This is a genomic window from Flavobacterium sp. RSP15 (genome assembly GCF_003968755.1).
Classification (GTDB): domain Bacteria; phylum Bacteroidota; class Bacteroidia; order Flavobacteriales; family Flavobacteriaceae; genus Flavobacterium.
This window is the reverse complement of record NZ_RYDL01000001.1, coordinates 377,638-395,239: the sequence shown is the minus strand read 5'-3', so window position 1 is coordinate 395,239 and position 17,602 is coordinate 377,638. Positions and strand designations below refer to the sequence as shown.

General features: G+C 35.0%; 16 protein-coding genes. 8 read left to right on the top strand and 8 right to left on the bottom strand.

The genetic code is table 11. The features are described from left to right. Positions 1 to 4: 4 nt before the first annotated feature. Positions 5 to 892: a carbon-nitrogen hydrolase gene (locus EKM00_RS01740; protein ID WP_126462866.1), complete on the bottom strand. Its 888-nt coding sequence runs from the start codon at positions 890 to 892 to the stop codon at positions 5 to 7. 327 nt (positions 893 to 1,219) lie between these two features. On the opposite strand from EKM00_RS01740, the gene EKM00_RS01735 reads away from it, so the two are divergent. After that, the gene (locus tag EKM00_RS01735) at positions 1,220 to 1,501 is read left to right on the top strand and encodes a hypothetical protein (protein WP_126452385.1); all 282 of its coding nucleotides are present in this window, start codon (positions 1,220 to 1,222) and stop codon (positions 1,499 to 1,501) included. Between the two features lie 133 nt (positions 1,502 to 1,634). Here the strand turns inward: EKM00_RS01735 and EKM00_RS01730 are convergent, their stop codons facing one another. Beyond that, a complete protein-coding gene (locus tag EKM00_RS01730) occupies positions 1,635 to 2,504 on the bottom strand; it encodes a DUF808 domain-containing protein (RefSeq protein WP_126515025.1) in 870 nt (289 codons plus the stop codon). 199 nt (positions 2,505 to 2,703) lie between these two features. On the opposite strand from EKM00_RS01730, the gene EKM00_RS01725 reads away from it, so the two are divergent. Further along, positions 2,704 to 3,171, top strand: a complete 468-nt coding sequence (locus EKM00_RS01725) for an OsmC family protein (RefSeq protein ID WP_126515024.1) — start codon at positions 2,704 to 2,706, stop codon at positions 3,169 to 3,171. A gap of 154 nt (positions 3,172 to 3,325) precedes the next feature. Here EKM00_RS01725 and clpB read toward each other — a convergent pair whose 3' ends face one another. Then, complete coding sequence (gene clpB, locus EKM00_RS01720) at positions 3,326 to 5,920, bottom strand: ATP-dependent chaperone ClpB (RefSeq protein WP_126515023.1); 2,595 nt, start codon at positions 5,918 to 5,920, stop codon at positions 3,326 to 3,328. 143 nt (positions 5,921 to 6,063) lie between these two features. On the opposite strand from clpB, the gene ytxJ reads away from it, so the two are divergent. The 6 genes from ytxJ (at position 6,064) to EKM00_RS01690 (ending at position 12,227) form a co-directional block, all read left to right on the top strand. Continuing rightward, a complete protein-coding gene (gene ytxJ, locus EKM00_RS01715) occupies positions 6,064 to 6,453 on the top strand; it encodes a bacillithiol system redox-active protein YtxJ (protein WP_126515022.1) in 390 nt (129 codons plus the stop codon). Positions 6,454 to 6,864: 411 nt separating this feature from the next. Further along, a complete protein-coding gene (gene egtB / locus EKM00_RS01710; RefSeq protein WP_126515021.1) occupies positions 6,865 to 8,004 on the top strand; it encodes an ergothioneine biosynthesis protein EgtB in 1,140 nt (379 codons plus the stop codon). Between the two features lie 15 nt (positions 8,005 to 8,019). After that, positions 8,020 to 8,301: a DUF427 domain-containing protein gene (locus EKM00_RS01705; protein WP_126515020.1), complete on the top strand. Its 282-nt coding sequence runs from the start codon at positions 8,020 to 8,022 to the stop codon at positions 8,299 to 8,301. Positions 8,302 to 8,323: 22 nt separating this feature from the next. Beyond that, on the top strand, positions 8,324 to 9,691 hold the full coding sequence (locus EKM00_RS01700) for a mercuric reductase (protein WP_126515019.1): 1,368 nt from the start codon (positions 8,324 to 8,326) through the stop codon (positions 9,689 to 9,691). Positions 9,692 to 9,695: 4 nt separating this feature from the next. Then, complete coding sequence (locus EKM00_RS01695) at positions 9,696 to 11,189, top strand: BCCT family transporter (protein ID WP_126515018.1); 1,494 nt, start codon at positions 9,696 to 9,698, stop codon at positions 11,187 to 11,189. 45 nt (positions 11,190 to 11,234) lie between these two features. Then, on the top strand, positions 11,235 to 12,227 hold the full coding sequence (locus EKM00_RS01690) for an L-histidine N(alpha)-methyltransferase (RefSeq protein ID WP_233592226.1): 993 nt from the start codon (positions 11,235 to 11,237) through the stop codon (positions 12,225 to 12,227). 231 nt (positions 12,228 to 12,458) lie between these two features. On the opposite strand, the gene argH is transcribed toward EKM00_RS01690, so the two are convergent. From argH to proB, 5 genes are all read right to left on the bottom strand, one after another. Further along, on the bottom strand, positions 12,459 to 13,739 hold the full coding sequence (gene argH, locus EKM00_RS01685) for an argininosuccinate lyase (RefSeq protein WP_126515017.1): 1,281 nt from the start codon (positions 13,737 to 13,739) through the stop codon (positions 12,459 to 12,461). A gap of 58 nt (positions 13,740 to 13,797) precedes the next feature. After that, complete coding sequence (locus tag EKM00_RS01680; protein ID WP_126515016.1) at positions 13,798 to 14,865, bottom strand: M20 family metallo-hydrolase; 1,068 nt, start codon at positions 14,863 to 14,865, stop codon at positions 13,798 to 13,800. Positions 14,866 to 14,952: 87 nt separating this feature from the next. Next, on the bottom strand, positions 14,953 to 15,756 hold the full coding sequence (gene argB, locus EKM00_RS01675; protein ID WP_126515015.1) for an acetylglutamate kinase: 804 nt from the start codon (positions 15,754 to 15,756) through the stop codon (positions 14,953 to 14,955). 25 nt (positions 15,757 to 15,781) lie between these two features. Next, a complete protein-coding gene (locus EKM00_RS01670; RefSeq protein ID WP_126452368.1) occupies positions 15,782 to 16,729 on the bottom strand; it encodes an N-acetylornithine carbamoyltransferase in 948 nt (315 codons plus the stop codon). A 95-nt stretch (positions 16,730 to 16,824) separates the two neighbouring features. Beyond that, the gene (proB, locus tag EKM00_RS01665) at positions 16,825 to 17,586 is read right to left on the bottom strand and encodes a glutamate 5-kinase (protein WP_126452366.1); all 762 of its coding nucleotides are present in this window, start codon (positions 17,584 to 17,586) and stop codon (positions 16,825 to 16,827) included. Positions 17,587 to 17,602 lie beyond the last annotated feature (16 nt).

Genomic DNA, 17,602 nt, shown 5'->3' with positions numbered 1-17,602 from the left:
CGATTTAGTCGATGGCTCTTTTTGTAATATCACCAAAAGCATCAATTCTTCTGTCTCTGAAAAATGGCCAGTTCTGACGCACATTTTCCTGTAAGTCTAAATCTACTTCAGCAATCAGGATTTCTTCTTTGTCGTGTGAGGCTTGCGCCAAAATTTCGCCTTGTGGTCCAGCAATAAATGAAGATCCCCAAAACTGAATTCCCGCCGTATCAGGCAAGTACTGTTCTAAGCCAATTCTATTTGCAGCAGCAACATAAACGCCATTCGCAACCGCATGTCCCTTCATCACACTCATCCAAGCGCCATGTTGGTTTTCGCCGTATTGTTCTTTTTCTTGTGGATGCCATCCAATTGCGGTTGGGTAAAACAATACTTCAGCACCTTGTAGAGCCGTCAAACGAGCTGCTTCCGGATACCATTGATCCCAACAAATCAGCGTTCCAACTTTTCCTTTTTTAGTTGGAATCGTTTTAAAGCCCAAATCACCGGGGGTGAAATAGAATTTTTCATAAAAATGAGGATCGTCCGGAATGTGCATTTTGCGGTATAATCCTGCCTCTGAACCATCGGTATCAATAATGTAGGCGCTATTGTGGTAGATTCCTGCCATTCTTTTTTCGAAGAAAGGAACAATAATTACTACTCCTAATTCTTTTGCCAAAGCACTAAAAGCGATAAAAGAAGTACTATACAAAGGTTCTGCTAAAGCAAAGTTATCTACATCTTCACTTTGACAAAAATAATGACTGCTATATAATTCTGGCAACGAAATGACTTCGGCACCTTGATTTGCTGCATCACGAACCCAACTTAAACATTTTTTTAGATTGTTTTCGGCAATATCATTAAGGTTTAATTGGATGACTGCTATTTTGTATTTCTTGTTTGGCATGACTAAAATTTTAGACTGCAAAAATAGTGAATTTTATAAAGAGTAGAAAATAGAGATAATGTGTTTTTTTTAGGATTTTAATTAGTCGTTGTTCATATTTATTGGTTTTTTTAGATTTACACTTACTTTTAAAGAATTTGTACATGGATATAGAGAACATTTACTTTAAACATCCAGATTTTGAGCCATAGAAAAAATTAATATAAAATTGGCACTAACAAAACAAGGAGGTTTTATTTTTGTAGGTAGTATTACAGCGAATAAAAGGGGTCAAGTTTTTACTTTACCAAAATACTGTAATTTAGTATTTATTAAATTTTTACAATTATGAAAGAAGAATTCAAAATCATCGATAAAGAAGACATAACTCTTCTTAAATTTCCACAAACAGACGTCCTTAACGATGTTGACGAAATAAAAACTAGAATAAGTGAGATCAACAGGGCTTTAGCATTGGGTAATTTAGAACATTCAAAAATTAAAATTTACTTTGAGGATAACGAATCAAAAAAAATAGTTGACACAACGGTTTGGGGTGTTACAGACAAAAATGTGATCTTAAAGCAAGGTGTGATGATTCCAATTCACAGAATATATAAGTTGTTTTAGTATATTGGTATTCTTTAATTCTTTGGTGCAGTTCTTTAGATCACTTTCTGTGCAAGCAAGTGTTCTGCTCTTGCCGTTACAAATTTATAGTAGTCAGTTTTTGTTGATATTCATGAGTGAGACTAAAGTGTCTTTACTTTTTGCCAATTATCTTTTTAAACAGGGTTACAATTCCCAAGACAATAGCACCAAATACAAGGCCGATTATAAATTCAGTTATTATGGACGGTATTTGTGGTAGTATGTCGTGCAGGAACGGAATTTCATGTACAAATATGCCGCCAGCCACTAATAATAAAGCGATTGTACCTATTACGGATAAACTTTTGATGACTTTTGGCAAGGCTTGTACCAGAATATTTCCTAACGTTTTTGAAAAACTTTTCTCTTTGGAACTCAGTTGCATCAGTTTTAAACCTGCTTCATCCATTCGGACAATTAGGGCCACAATGCCGTAAACACCAACGGTTGCTATGATTGCAATGATGGAAACTACCATTATTTGTGATGAAATGGGTTTACCAATTACAGTTCCCAATGCAATAATTACGATTTCTACTGATAAAATAAAATCGGTTACTATAGCTGATTTGATTTTTTCTTTTTCGAAAGCTAAAATTTGTTCCTCGGTCAACAGTTCCATTAAAATTTCGTGTTTTGCATGTTCGTGCGGGAAGAAGTATTCGTATATTTTTTCGGCGCCTTCGTAAGCTAAATAAAGTCCGCCAAGTACTAAAATTATGATAACAGCTACCGGTAAAAAGGCACTCAGTAGAAAGGCGATGGGTAAAATGATTACTTTATTTAGGAAAGAACCTTTTGTAATTGCCCATAATACGGGGAGTTCTCTTGACGAAATAAATCCGGAAGCTTTCTCGGCATTTACGGCTAAATCATCACCTAAAATACCAGCCGTTTTTTTGGCTGCAATTTTACTCATTACTGCAACATCATCCATGATTGCTGCGATATCATCTAATAGTGCGAAAAAACCTGATGCCATTTTGATTGTTTTTTACAGCGCGGATTTTGGTATTGTTGTACCCAAATCTAATCTGCGCATATTGATTGTTTAGTGATGCGAAGCTACTACTTTTTGATTTACTCTATTTATAAAACAGGTAAATTTTTAGTTAATATTCACCCAAAATCTTTCTGTAGTAGCGATACTGTTTTTAATTACATTTGAAATAAAAATAAGAATGGAATTCAAACATGTATTTAAAGCTAAATTAGATTGGCTTTTTTCCAAGAAGGAAGCGGCGACGTATACTAAAAGTCATACCATAACTATTGATGGTAAGGCTGTTTTAAATGTTTCGGCTGCTAAAGCTTTCAAAGGAGATCCTGCTTTGTACAATCCTGAAGACCTGTTATTGAGTAGCGTGGTATCCTGTCACATGATGTCTTACTTGTATGTTTGTAAACAAAAGGGTATCGACGTGATAACCTATACGGACGAGGCAGAGGCAACTCTGGAGGTTTCGGACGACGGTAGCGGGCGCTTTATTGTGATTAAACTGAATCCAAAAGTTCGTATTACTAACAAAGAAAAAGTAGAAGAGGCACTTAGCTTGCATAAAAAAGCAAACAAACTCTGTTTTATAGCCAATTCGTGTAATTTTCCAATTGTACACTTTCCAACTTGTGAAGTTGCAGGTATAAATTAAAGTTGGAATGTCGTTTTTACTTTTTTTGGAGAATAATTATAAAATAGCAATTAAATCAGCGGGTTTACTTCAAAAAAACTGTAAAGTATAAAAAAACACTAGCCTTTCGACCAGTGTTTTCATAAGTTTAAATGTTTCTAGAAACTTAAGAAACTCACTCACTTTGATTTCTAAAAACCAGTTTTCCATCAAAAGCATCTATCAACACAATGCTGTCGGTTGTTATTTTTCCGGATAGAATTTCTTTGGATAATTCACTGAGCACGTCTCTTTGAATCACTCTTTTCACGGGTCTGGCTCCAAATTGTGGATCGTATCCTTTCTCTGATAAGTAGGCAATAGCTTCCGGAGTCGCGTCCATCGTGATGCCTTGTTGTGCCAACATTTTGCTTACGCTTTTTAGCTGTAAACCTACAATTTGAGCTATATTTTTAGTAGTCAATGGCGTGAACATTACGATTTCATCAATACGATTGATAAATTCAGGACGCACCGTTTGTTTTAGCAACCCTAGAACTTCTATCTTGGCCAATTCGGTTGCCGCTTCCACACTTCCTTTTAGATTTTCAAATTTTTCCTGAATAATTTGACTTCCCATATTTGAAGTCATGATGATAATCGTGTTTTTAAAATCGGCTAAACGCCCTTTGTTATCTGTCAAACGTCCTTCATCCAAAACTTGTAGCAAGATATTAAACGTATCCGGATGGGCTTTTTCAATCTCATCCAATAAGATTACAGAATACGGTTTTCTACGCACGGCTTCGGTCAATTGTCCGCCTTCATCATAACCTACATATCCCGGCGGCGCACCCACCAAACGACTTACGCTGTGGCGTTCTTGATATTCACTCATGTCAATACGGGTCATCGCATTTTCATCGTCAAACAGGTATTCGGCCAATGCTTTCGCCAATTCGGTTTTACCAACTCCCGTAGTTCCAAGGAAAAGAAAGGTTCCTACCGGTTTTTTCATGTCCTGCAATCCCGCGCGGCTTCTGCGTACGGCATCACTTACGGCTTCAATGGCTTCTTCCTGTCCTACGACTCTGTGATGCAATTCATCTTCCAGTTTCAGTAGTTTTTCTCGTTCGCCCTGAAGCATTTTCATTACTGGAATTCCGGTCCATTTAGCCACTACTTCGGCAATGTCCTCACGAGTGACTTCTTCTTTTATCAACGAAGTTCCGGATTGGTTTTCTTGTAATTCCTTGAGTAAAATGGCTAAACGTTCTTGTGCTTCTTTGATTTTACCATACCGAATTTCAGCTACTTTTCCATAATCGCCTTCACGTTCTGCACGTTCAGCTTCGTATTTAAAGTCTTCAATCTCCGTTTTTACGGCTTGAATATTATCGACAACGTCTTTCTCTGATTTCCATTTGGCGTAGATTTCGTTGCGATCTTCTTTGAGATTGGCCAAATCCATTCCCAAAATTTTAAGTTTGCTTTCGTCTTTTTCTCGTTTAATGGCTTCAATTTCAATTTCCAATTGCATGATTTTTCGATCCAAAACATCCAGTTCTTCGGGTTTCGAATTGATTTCCATACGTAGTTTTGAAGCGGCTTCATCCATTAAATCGATGGCTTTATCTGGAAGAAAACGGTTGGTAATATACCGTTGCGATAGTTCGACAGCGGCAATAATAGCATCGTCTTTGATTTGGACTTTATGATGCGTTTCGTATTTTTCTTTAATTCCGCGCAAAATAGAAATAGCACTTTCGGTATCCGGTTCTTCGACCACAATTTTTTGGAAACGTCTTTCGAGCGCTTTGTCTTTTTCAAAATATTTTTGATATTCGTCCAATGTTGTGGCTCCAATGGCACGAAGTTCTCCACGAGCCAAAGCCGGTTTCAGAATATTAGCCGCATCCATAGCGCCTTCGCCACCGCCGGCTCCTACAAGGGTATGGATTTCGTCAATGAATAAAACTATATCGCCTTCGGCAGAAGTCACTTCTTTCACCACGGATTTTAATCGTTCTTCAAATTCTCCTTTGTATTTGGCGCCAGCAATCAAAGCTCCCATATCAAGCGAGTAAACGATTTTATCTTTCAAATTATCTGGAACATCTCCATCTACAATTCGGTGTGCCAATCCTTCAGCAATGGCGGTTTTTCCCACTCCTGGTTCTCCCACGAGCATTGGGTTGTTTTTAGTTCTTCGGGTTAGAATTTGTAATACCCTGCGTATTTCCTCGTCACGACCAATTACTGGATCGAGTTTCCCTGCTCGAGCTAATTCATTAAGATTTTTGGCATATTTATTTAAGGAATTATAGGTTTCTTCAGCAGAGGCAGAAGTCACTCTTTCTCCTTTTCGCAATTCTTCGATAGCAGCTTTCAACCCTTTTCCGGTCACGCCTTGGTCTTTTAAGATTTGGGCAGCCTTAGTTTTAGAATCAAAAATTGCTAAAATTAAATGCTCCACAGAAACGAATTCATCATTCATTTTTTTGGCAATAATTTCGGCTTCGTTCAACGTGGTGTTTGCAGTTCTGGAAAGCATAATTTCGCTACCAGAAACTTTTGGGAAACTCTGGATTGTACTGTTTAATATTTGAAGAAACAAGGGCACATTTACATTCAGTTTTTTTAAAATAAAAGGTGCCACATTTTCGTCGACTTCAAAAATAGCTTTAAAAATATGTTCATTTTCTATTTGTTGTTGCCCATAGCTTTGTGCCAATTGTTGCGAAAGCTGAATGGCTTCCTGGGATTTGATGGTGAATTTATTTATGTTCATGATGGTACATTGTTTTGTAGCTTTTACTTAACTTTACGAATTATATTCAATATATATTCCAATACAATAATACAGACAAATTGACAGAAAATTTATGATTGGTATCATACTTTAAAGTCAAAATGTCTTAAAAAAAGACAATTATGAGTTTTTTCAAAAATATTTTTAATAGTTCAGACAACAAGGATTTTAAAGAAAAAAAAATCAACTGGAATGAATTAACTGATTTGGTACAACTGGATGAAATTATCGCTATTTCAAATGAAAAACCGGTAGCCATTTTCAAACACAGTGCGCGATGCAGTATAAGTAGAATGGCGCTAAAACAGTTTGAAAATGAGTTCAATAGTTCAGATAAAGTTACGCCTTATTTTTTAGATTTAATAACGCATCGTGATATTTCTAATGAAATTGCGAATCGTTTTGGCGTGACCCATCAATCTCCACAATTGATTTTAATAAAAGACGGAAAAGCTATTTATAATGTTTCCCATAGCGATATTGACGCTGAATCGTTGAAAGCTAAAGTATAATTTTATTGTAAGTTACACAATTTGCCATGAATTCCCTTAATATAGTATTTTAAGGGAGTTCGTGGCATTTTAAAATTCTAAATCGAAGAGTTTTACCCGATGTGAATTATTTTAGATTCGTTTTTCATCTACTCCACTCACGATTTTTATTTCAATTATTCTTAAAAAATTATATTTCTAATCCTGATTACTCCAATCCATTTAGATAATTATTTGCATGATACAGCGCTTTCAATTCTTGAAAAGTTCATGTTAAATTCACACGACAGAATCATCGCTGATAATAATTCACACTCAGTAATCCATAAAATTTGATCATAATTATATAATAAATGACTTTAATAATGTAACTTTTGTGCAAAGTCAATTGAGTAACTTGTGAAATAAATTTAATAGATAAGTTAACTCAGTATGATAGATCGTTTTTTAAGAATCAGAGAAAATTCAGAGCAACTTTGTAAACCTTTATATATTGAAGATTATTCTCTTCAAGCCAGTGAATTTGTATCGCCTCCAAAATGGCATTTAGCTCATTCTACTTGGTTTTGGGAAGAGTTTGTACTTACAAAATATGATACAAATTACGTTCTCTACAATGAAGACTATCATTTTATGTTCAACAGCTATTACAATAATGTAGGAAAACGGGTTTTACGCCCGTCAAGAGGTTTAATGTCTAGGCCTTCTGTAGCTGAAGTTTACAGCTATAGAAAGTACGTTACTGATTCTATGGTTACTTTTTTAAATACTATTCCAAGTGAAGTTATTTTAGCTATAGTAGAAATCGGAATAAATCATGAGGAGCAGCATCAAGAACTTTTAGTATATGACATTAAGTATATTTTTGGAAACCAACCTACTTTGCCCATCTATCAAGATAGTTTGAAAACTAAACTTGAAACTCAAGCAGACGATTTTATCTCCATTAATGCAGGCTTATATGAAATAGGGCATCAAGGAAATGGTTTTTGTTTTGATAATGAATTGGGTCGTCACAAAGTTTATGTTGGTGATTTTGGAATAAGTGCAAAGCTAGTTTCAAATCGTGAATATTTAGATTTTATTATGGCTGGAGGTTATATAAACTTTAATTTTTGGCACGATGACGGCTGGAGTTGGATAAATAGCAATAAGATTGAAGCGCCATTGTATTGGCATAAAATAGATAAGGAATGGTGGAACTATACTTTGAATGGTTTAGAGAAATTAGATCTAGATTTACCGGTAATGCACCTTAGTTTCTATGAAGCTTTTGCCTTTAGCGAATGGAAGGGTTGCCGTTTACCAACCGAATTTGAATGGGAAATCGCAAGTGATAAATTTAAGTGGGGGCAACTATGGGAATGGACAAACAGCGCTTATTTAGCTTATCCGGGATTCAGTAAATTACCGGGCGCGTTAGGCGAATACAATGGTAAGTTTATGATAAATCAAATGATTCTTCGCGGCGGTTCAGTTGCAACGCCCGAGGGACATAGCAGGAAAACATATCGTAATTTTTTCCCGCCAGACATGCGTTGGCAATTTAGCGGATTGCGACTAGCAAAATAATTAAATATCAATAGTATGAAAGCAATATTTAACAAAGTAGTGATCGCTGAAAGTCAAGAAACTGTGGTCGTTGAAGGAAATTACTATTTTCCTTTTACAAGCGTGAATTGGGATTGTTTTACAGAAACGAATCACCATTCAACTTGCCCATGGAAAGGGACGGCTTCTTATTACACCGTAAAAGTTGACGATGAAATAGGTGAAAATGCTGCTTGGTGCTATAAGGAACCAAAAGAGGCAGCTATGGGAATAAAAGAGCACCTAGCATTTTGGAAAAATGTCACAATCGAAGAATAAATTTTTTACTTAAAATAAACTTATGAAAGAGTTTGATTTCATCATTATTGGCAGCGGGCAAGCGGGAGTACCTTTGGCTTTTAGCCTTTCTAAAAAAGGAACAGTTGCACTAATAGAAAAAAGTTTTATTGGTGGAACTTGTGTTAATACAGGTTGTGTTCCTACAAAAGCGTATGTTGCAAGTGCACGGCGAATATGGGATAGCTTACACGGTGAAGAAATGGGGGTCGAAATTCCAGCTGGTGCAAAAGCCAATCTTGAGAAAATAAAAGCAAGAAAAGAGATTTTAGTGAACGCTTCACGAGAAGGTATTGAGAAAAGTATTGCTGAAAATGATAAAATTACTCTTTTTAGGGGTGAAGCTAACTTTATTTCAAATTATCAAATTGAAGTTGATGATTGTAAAATTACTGCAAAACAAATCTTTATAAATGTGGGAGCAAGAGCGATTATTCCTAAAGAGTATTTGAAGGTAGATTATTTAACCAATGTCGATATTTTACAGTTGACAAAGCTACCGGAGCACTTAATAATCATTGGCGGAAGCTACATAGGATTAGAATTTGGTCAGATGTTTAAGCGTTTTGGTAGCAAAGTAACCATCATTGAAAGCGGTGATCGACTTATTAGCAAGGAAGATGAAAATGTAAGCAACGCTATTGCCGAAATTTTGCAAGAAGAACAAATAGCGATAGAATTTAATGCCAAAGAAGTAAGTGTATCTCAAAATGATAAACTAATTTCAGTACAGATAAATGGAGCAAATAAAGAAATTAGTGGTTCCCATTTACTGCTGGCTGTAGGTCGGTTACCAAATACAGATACATTATATTTAAAAAAAACTTCAATTATTTGTGATGAGAAAGGATACATTACAATTGATAATTATTGTAGAACTAATGTAGAAGGTATTTTTGCGATAGGAGATTGCAACGGAAAAGGAGCGTTTACTCATACTTCATATAATGATTTCCAAATTGTAGAAGACTATGTTCTGGGAGCTAAAAAACGTAAAATTAGTGACAGAATTATTACTTATGGATTATTTATTGATCCACCATTAGGAAGAGTAGGTATGACAAAAGGGGAAGCTAAGGAGAAAGGTTTTTCTGTTTTAATTGGGCATAGATCGATGGATAAAATAGGTCGGGCCAAAGAAAAAGGAGAAACTAAAGGATTTATGGAAGCGATAATTGATGCAGAAACAAATCAGTTTTTAGGAGCTTGTGTTTTAGGTGTTGGTGGTGATGAAATTATTAGCGGAATTACTAATTTAATGTATGCTAAACAGCCTTACACGGTTTTAAGAGATGTCATTCACCTGCATCCTACTGTTAGTGAACTTATACCCACTATGCTAGAAAATTTGAAATTAATCACTAAAGAATAAAGTTTTGATTAAAAAATTATATGATCATTCAAGTCAAAGCAGCTTGCTATTTTATGGAGCGTTATTTGGCTTATTCTTCTTTCTTACTGGTTTATTTGCTCCCACTTTTTTAACGCAAGTTTGGAACAATGTGAACAAAGTTTTATTATCTCTTTTTAGTACTTATTATTTGTGGGTGGGATTGATAAGCGTTATCGCAGCACTGGTTATTTTGTTTATGCCTTTGCGAAAGCAACGTTTAGGTAATGAAAAACCCGCTTTCTCGTATTTCAGTTGGGTTGCCCTATTATATAGCACGGGCATGGGTTCAGGATTATTGTTACGTGCAGTGCAAGAGCCAACTTACTATTTAAACAATCCTCCCGTTGCAACAGTAAATGGTAAGGTTACTGCTTTGCAATATACTTTTTTTCATTGGGGTTTCACGCCTTGGGCCATGTATAGTTTGTTTGGTTTAATTGTGGCATATAATCTTTATGTGAAAAAAACGCCCAATTTATTGGATGCCATAGTTCCTTATACTAAAAATAAAACCGTAAAATTCATCGCTACAATATTCATTGTATTGATCACAATAACTGGTGTTGTAGCTTCATTAGGATTAGGAACTGCGCAAGTTGTAAATGGTATTGAATATGCTTTTAAAGTAAATTATGGAACAAATTTTTTATTGTTAATGGTCGTTCTTATCGGAATTGTTTCTACATATTCGGCATTGACAGGATTAAACAAGGTTATTAAATTTTTAGCTGATTTCGACTTCACATTTTCTATTATACTTATGTTGTTTATTGGTTTGTTTCTGAATTTTAAAACTTTTTTGTATCAAAGTGCCGCTGCTTTTTATAATTATGTTATTCATTTTGTAGAAATGAGTTTGTCACTTGGAAGTTACAAAACTGCTCCAAGTTTTACAGAAGAATGGACCGTTTTTTATTGGGCTTTTTGGTTAGCTTGGGTACCATTTACCGGAATATTTATCGCAAGAATATCTAAAGGTAGAACGATAAAAGAGTTTTTAATTACAACAATTTTTATTCCAACAATCGCAACTATTATATGGTTTTCGATATTTGCAAACTCAGCTTTTGAGATTATTGCTTTAGGGGATAAAACGCAGTTTGATAATGTTTTCATTTCATTATTTGTTTTTCTAGAGCATTTTCCGTTTTACTCTATTACCTTTTTTGTTGCAGGATTATTGGTGCTTATTTCTATTATCAATTCTATTGATTCGGCAATATTTGTTTTGGGAATGTTTAGCGATAATGAAACTGAAAATCCTTCTAAGAGTCATAAACTGGGCTGGGGACTTATAATCACTTCTACAGCTCTTGGACTTACTGCTCTGGGAACCGGTGAACTCCTAAATGGTGTTAGCAATTTATTAATCATTATGGCTTTACCTTTTAGCTTTTTATACTGCAGTATAGTTTTTACATTTTTTAAAAATATAATTACGAACAAAGGATCAACAATTAACATACACGAGAACTGATTAAGTACTAACACATTAAAATTAGAAATATTAAATCAAATAGAGATGACTGAAGCAAAAACGATAAAGAAAATTATGAACGACAGCATTACTGTTGATTATTTTAAAAAAGAAATTGATGAAGGATTAAGCAATATTAAAAAGTCATTGCCATCAAAATATTTTTATGATAAGAAAGGCGATGCCCTATTTGTTAAAATCATGCATTTACCGGAATATTATGTAACACGGGCAGAACATGAAATTTTTAAAACAAAAAGTCAGTCTATTATTGACGCTTTACAACTGAATCGTGACACCTATTTTGAGTTGATAGAATTAGGTGCTGGAGATGGTTTAAAAACTAAAGAGCTCTTACGAGAATTAAACCGATTAAATTATAAGTTTGATTATATGCCTATTGATATTTCTCAAAATGCATTAGACAACTTAGAGAAAGATTTGAATAAAGAAATGCCATCCCTTTCTATCAGTACAAAACAAGGTGATTATTTTGAGGTTTTAGAATTATTAAAAGAAAATCGTAAACCTAAAGTGATTCTGTTTTTAGGGTCAAATATTGGAAATATGTCTGATGAGGTCGCTACCAATTTTATGTTGAAGTTAAGTGATAATTTACAAAAGAAGGATAAATTGTTCTTAGGTGTTGATTTAATTAAACCGGCCTCCATTGTGCTTCCAGCTTACAATGATAGTCAAGGAATTACTGCCGCCTTCAATCTAAATCTATTAGAGAGAATAAATAAAGAACTAGGAGCTAATTTTGATTTAAAATTTTTCAAACATCAATCCGAATATAAGGAGAGAGAAGGAATTGCCAAAAGCTTTTTGGTTAGTACCAAAGCGCAACAAGTTTACATTACTAAAATCAATAAAAGATTTGATTTTTATGAAGGTGAAAGGATTTTGATGGAAATATCTAGAAAGTATAATGATACAATCTTAAACGTAATTTTAAGCAAAACCGATTTTATTATTAAAAATAGAATAACAGACAGCAAAGTTTATTTTGCTACTTATATTTTAGAACGCAAATAAAGGGGAGCATTAGATAAACGCAGTCGTAAATTTTACAAGTTGAAAAACTTTTTTTTAAATATAATCAAGTTTTAATTTTTAGAAATTGAATTTATTTGCCGGACCAAACAAGTTGTCAAACTATATTTTGATTCTATAAATCCAACGCTTTAAATTTAGTTTCATGCTGAAGTTACAAGTAAAAAAACACTGTTATTTATAGTGCTTTTTGATATGATGACGTTAATGCTTTTAATAGGCTCTAGTCATTTTTTCTTTAATTTCTGTTAAACACAAATTATTAATACTTCCTTCATGCGTATGTTTAGTTTCTTTTGGAGATTGAAAAGTACCATTTTCTAATTGCTCAGCAACGGCTTTATACGCATCTCTAAAAGGCATTCCTGCAACAACCATTTCGTTTAAGGAATCTACCGTAAACAAATAATCGTATTTTTTATCGTCTAAAATGTGTTCTTTGACTTTAATGTCTTTAATCGCAAAAATAGCGATATCTAAACATGCTTTCAGGTTTTGAATTGCTGGAAATAAACCTTCTTTCAATAATTGTAAATCTCTGTGATAACCACTAGGAAGGTTGTTGGTAATTAAAGTAATTTCGTATGGCAATGCTTGAATCTTGTTGCATTTTCCACGAATCAATTCAAAAACATCCGGATTTTTCTTATGCGGCATGATACTCGAGCCTGTTGTAAGATGGGCAGGCAAAGTGATGAAATCAAAATTCTGACTCATATACAAACAAACATCCATAGAAAATTTAGCTAGAGTAGCTGCTACACTACTCATGGCGAAAGCAACTGTTTTTTCTGATTTTCCACGGCTCATTTGTGCGGCAACCGAATTGAATTTTAAGGTCTCAAATCCTAATTCCTCTGTTGTAAATGTTCTATCGATAGGAAACGAACTTCCGTAACCTGCGGCCGAACCTAATGGATTTTGGTCTACAATTTTCAAAGCGGCATTCAGCATCGTTACATCATCAATTAAGGTTTCGGCGTAAGCAGAAAACCACATTCCAAAAGAAGAAGGCATCGCAATTTGAAGGTGAGTATATCCTGGCAATAAAATATTTTGATGTTTTTCGGCCGACTCCATTAGCAAATCAAAAAGACTTTTTACTTGTTGCTTTAGTTCTTTAACCACGTCTTTTAGATACAAATTAACGTCTACCAAAACTTGGTCGTTACGAGAACGAGCAGTATGAATTTTTTTTCCGGCATCGCCTAATTTTACCGTTAATAGATACTCGATTTTAGAATGTACGTCCTCGAAACTGTCTTCGATTTCGAATTTACCGTTTTCAACGTCTCTTATAATTTCTTCCAAAGCCAAAACCAGAGAAACGGTTTCGGAGTCTGTTAGAAGACCAATTTGTCTCAGCATTTTTGCATGTGCTATAGAACCTAAAGCATCGTATTTTGCCAGCACTAAATCCAGTTCTCTGTCGTTACCAACGGTGAAATGTTCTATTTGTTTATCTGTTGGTATTCCTTTTTCCCAAAGTTTCATGATTTTTATTTTTTTTTCGTAGGGACAAGTCGCGACTTGTCCCTTCAGATTATAATTATTATTTAAAAAAATCAGTTAGTATTTTGATATACAATTGAATTCCTTCTTCTATTTCGTTTATAAATATAAATTCGTCTGCCGAGTGTGACCGCAGGGTTTCACCAGGTCCTAATTTCAAGGATTGACAACTCAAAACCGATTGATCCGAAAGGGTAGGCGAGCCGTACGTGGTTCTTCCCAATGCGATTCCGGCTTGTACTAATTCGTGTGCAACAGGAATTGATGACGCATTTAAATGCATCGAACGGGGATTGACTTCGGCAGTCAAAAGTTTTTTTACAATATCTAATATTTCTTGATTATTATATCGATCATTCACTCTGATATCGACAACCAAATGACATTCGGCGGGAACTACGTTGTGTTGTTTACCTGCAGTGACTTGTGTTACGGTCATTTTTACAGGACCTAAAACCTCCGATATTTTTTCGAATTGATAGCTGTTAAACCATTCGATAACGGGTATCGCATTGTAAATAGGATTGTCAGGATTGTTGTGTGCAGCGTGACTTGCAGTGCCTTTTACGATGACATCGAGTACCAATAATCCTTTTTCGGCTACGGCCAATTGCATCAAAGTAGGTTCTCCAACAATGGCACATTCAAGTTCCGGTAAATGTTTCAATACGCTGTTTAATCCATTTTTTCCACTGCTTTCTTCTTCGGCCGAAGCGACTATCACAATATTGTAAGGCAGATTTTCATTCAAATAAAAATGTACAAAAGTGGCTAAAAGTGAAACCAGACAACCTCCCGCATCATTGCTTCCCAGTCCAAATAATTTGCCGTCTTTTACGATAGCTTCAAATGGATCATTAGTATAACCTTGGTTTGGTTTTACAGTATCGTGGTGCGAATTGAGTAATAGCGTAGGTTTGGTGGTATCAAAATGTTTATTGAAAGCCCAAATATTGTTATTCTCTCTTTCGAAAGGAATACTATTTTGTGTAAACCAATTTTCGATTAAAAGTGCAGTTTGGTCTTCTTCACTTGAAAATGAAGGCGTTTCAATCAGTGCTTTTAATAGCGAAATGGCTTCTTGTGTAAGGATTTCTATATTTTTCATACTTATTTTAGCCACGGATTCACAGATTTTTTTTTAATTGAAATAAAAAATTTTGTGCAAATCTGTGAAATTTGTGTTCAACTTTTTTTATAATTTGATGCGTGTGCAAATTGCCTTTGAATCTTTCAACATTCGGTGATGACCAATTTTTATTTTTTGAACTCCCTTGGATAAACTGTTGAAACAGTTGTCTAATTTCGGGATCATGCCAGAATGTATGGCGCCTTCGACTTTTAATTTAGAATACAACTCTTGATTTATGTTCTCGATTACGGAAGAATCATCTTCGGCATCATATAAAACGCCGGGTTTTTCGAAGCAATAATTCAAAGTGACATCAAAAACTTCCGATAAAGCAATCGCCAATTCACTGGCAATGGTATCGGCATTCGTGTTTAATAATTGTCCTTTTCCATCGTGTGTTATCGCGCAAAATACAGGAACTATTCCAGTTGAAAGCAATGTTTCCAACAATTCCGTATTCACTTTTTTTACATCGCCCACAAAACCATAATTGATTGTAGGATGGTTTCTTTTATCCGATTGAATTAAATTTCCATCAGCACCAGAGAACCCCATCGCATTGGTTAATTTTGATTGTAATTGGGCAACAATATTTTTGTTGATCTGACCTGCATAAATCATCACAACTACATCAAGCATAGCGGCATCGGTGATGCGTCTTCCATCAATCATTTGAGGAATTAAACCAATACTTTCAGCCATTTTGGTAGCTGATTTTCCACCACCATGAACGAGTACTTTATAGCCTTCAATCTTAGAAAAATCGGATAAAAATTGTGCTAATTCCGTTGGGTTGTCAATAATATTTCCACCAATTTTTATGATTGAAAGGGATTTTAGGTTATGGGTTTTGGGTTTTGGACTCATTTTTAATATTTTAAAAATCTTTTCTCTATTTTCCACTTTCTAAAATCTTCTGCAACACTAATTGCGCGGCATAGGTTCTATTATTGGCTTGTTCGATAACAATTGAATTTTCGCTGTCAATCACTTCATCCGTTACAATTACGTTACGTCTTACTGGCAAACAGTGCATAAATTTAGCGTTGTTGGTCAGTTTCATTTTGTCGGTCGTTACGGTCCAATTTGGGTCGGAATTTGTAATCTGACCATACTCGTTATAATTGCTCCAGTTTTTGGCATAGATAAAATCGGCGTTTTCGAAAGCTTTGTCTTGGTCGTATTCAATCTTGGAGTCTTTCGTGATTTCAGGATTCAATTCGTAGCCTTCAGGATGCGTAATTACAAAATCAGCCTCTTGTAATTGCATCATTTCCACAAAGGAATTGGGTACCGCTTGAGGTAAAGCTTTAGGATGTGGTGCCCAAGTCAAAACTACTTTTGGACGGTGTTCCGTTTTGTGTTCAGCCATTGTAATTGCATCGGCTAGTGATTGTAATGGATGTCCTGTAGCACTTTCCATATTGACAACCGGTACCGTGGCGTATTTTAAGAAACCCATAAGAACGGTTTCGGCATTGTCTTTTTCTTTGTCTACCAATCCGGCAAAAGCCCTGATGGCAATTATATCGCAATATTGAGAAACTACTGCAGCCGCTTCTTTAATATGTTCCGAAGCACCGGAGTTCATGATGGCTCCATCTTCAAATTCTAATGTCCAACCTTCGCTGGTGAAATTCATTACCATGACGTTCATTCCCAAATTTAAAGCTGCTTTTTGTGTACTCAAACGTGTTCTTAAACTGGAATTAAAAAACAACATTCCTAAGGTTTTGTTCTTACCCAGTTTTTTATTTTTAAGTGGTTTTTTTTTGATTTTTAAGGCTTGTTTCACCCATTCGTCGAGCGAATCTATGTTTTGTATGGATATGTAGTTCATTATCTTAATTTGTTTAATCGGTTATTTACTTCGTCAGTTCGCTTTGCTCGTGTGTTTAATAAATTAACCGAATTAACGATTAACCGCATCAACATTTATACAATTTTAGTAAATGGTATTTCGTTTTTTAAAGCTTTCAAAATAAAATTGTCTTCCAAGCCATTTACAATCCAGGTTTCGATAGTAGCGGCTTTGGCGATTGCCGATGCTTCAATTTTAGACTGCATTCCGCCAGTTCCGTGTGAGGATTTTGAATCGCCGATTTCTTTTTCCAATACTTTTAAATCAGTTACCAAAGAAATGGTTTCAGGAACGGCATCATGGATGGATGCTTTGGTATAAATCCCATTCGTATTGGTGGCGATAATCAGAAGGTCAACATTTAATAAAACGGCTGTTAGAGCAGCTAATTTATCATTATCACCAAACCGAATCTCATCCGTTGCCACGGTATCATTTTCATTGATAATTGGGATGTAATTATTTTTGACTAACACATTGATGGTGTTTACGATATTTACTTTAGATTGTTCTTTTTCAAAATCAGAATAAGAAAGTAAACATTGCGAAATCAGCAATCCTAAATCGCGGAAATTTTCATGATAAATCCGCATTAAATGTGGCTGACCAATCGAAGCTAGTGCTTGTTTTACAAAAACATCTTTGTCGTGGTTGTCCAGTTTTACAAATTGTTTGGCCGCAGCAATCGCGCCCGAACTCACAATGATAAACTCGTACTCGTCTTGTAAAACTGCTATTTGCATTCCAATATCTTCAATCTTTCCTCTCGAAATGTGATTGGTTTCTTTGGTTAATGTATTGCTTCCTAACTTTAATAAAATTCTTTTTTTGGCCATTTTTATTTTTTGTTTA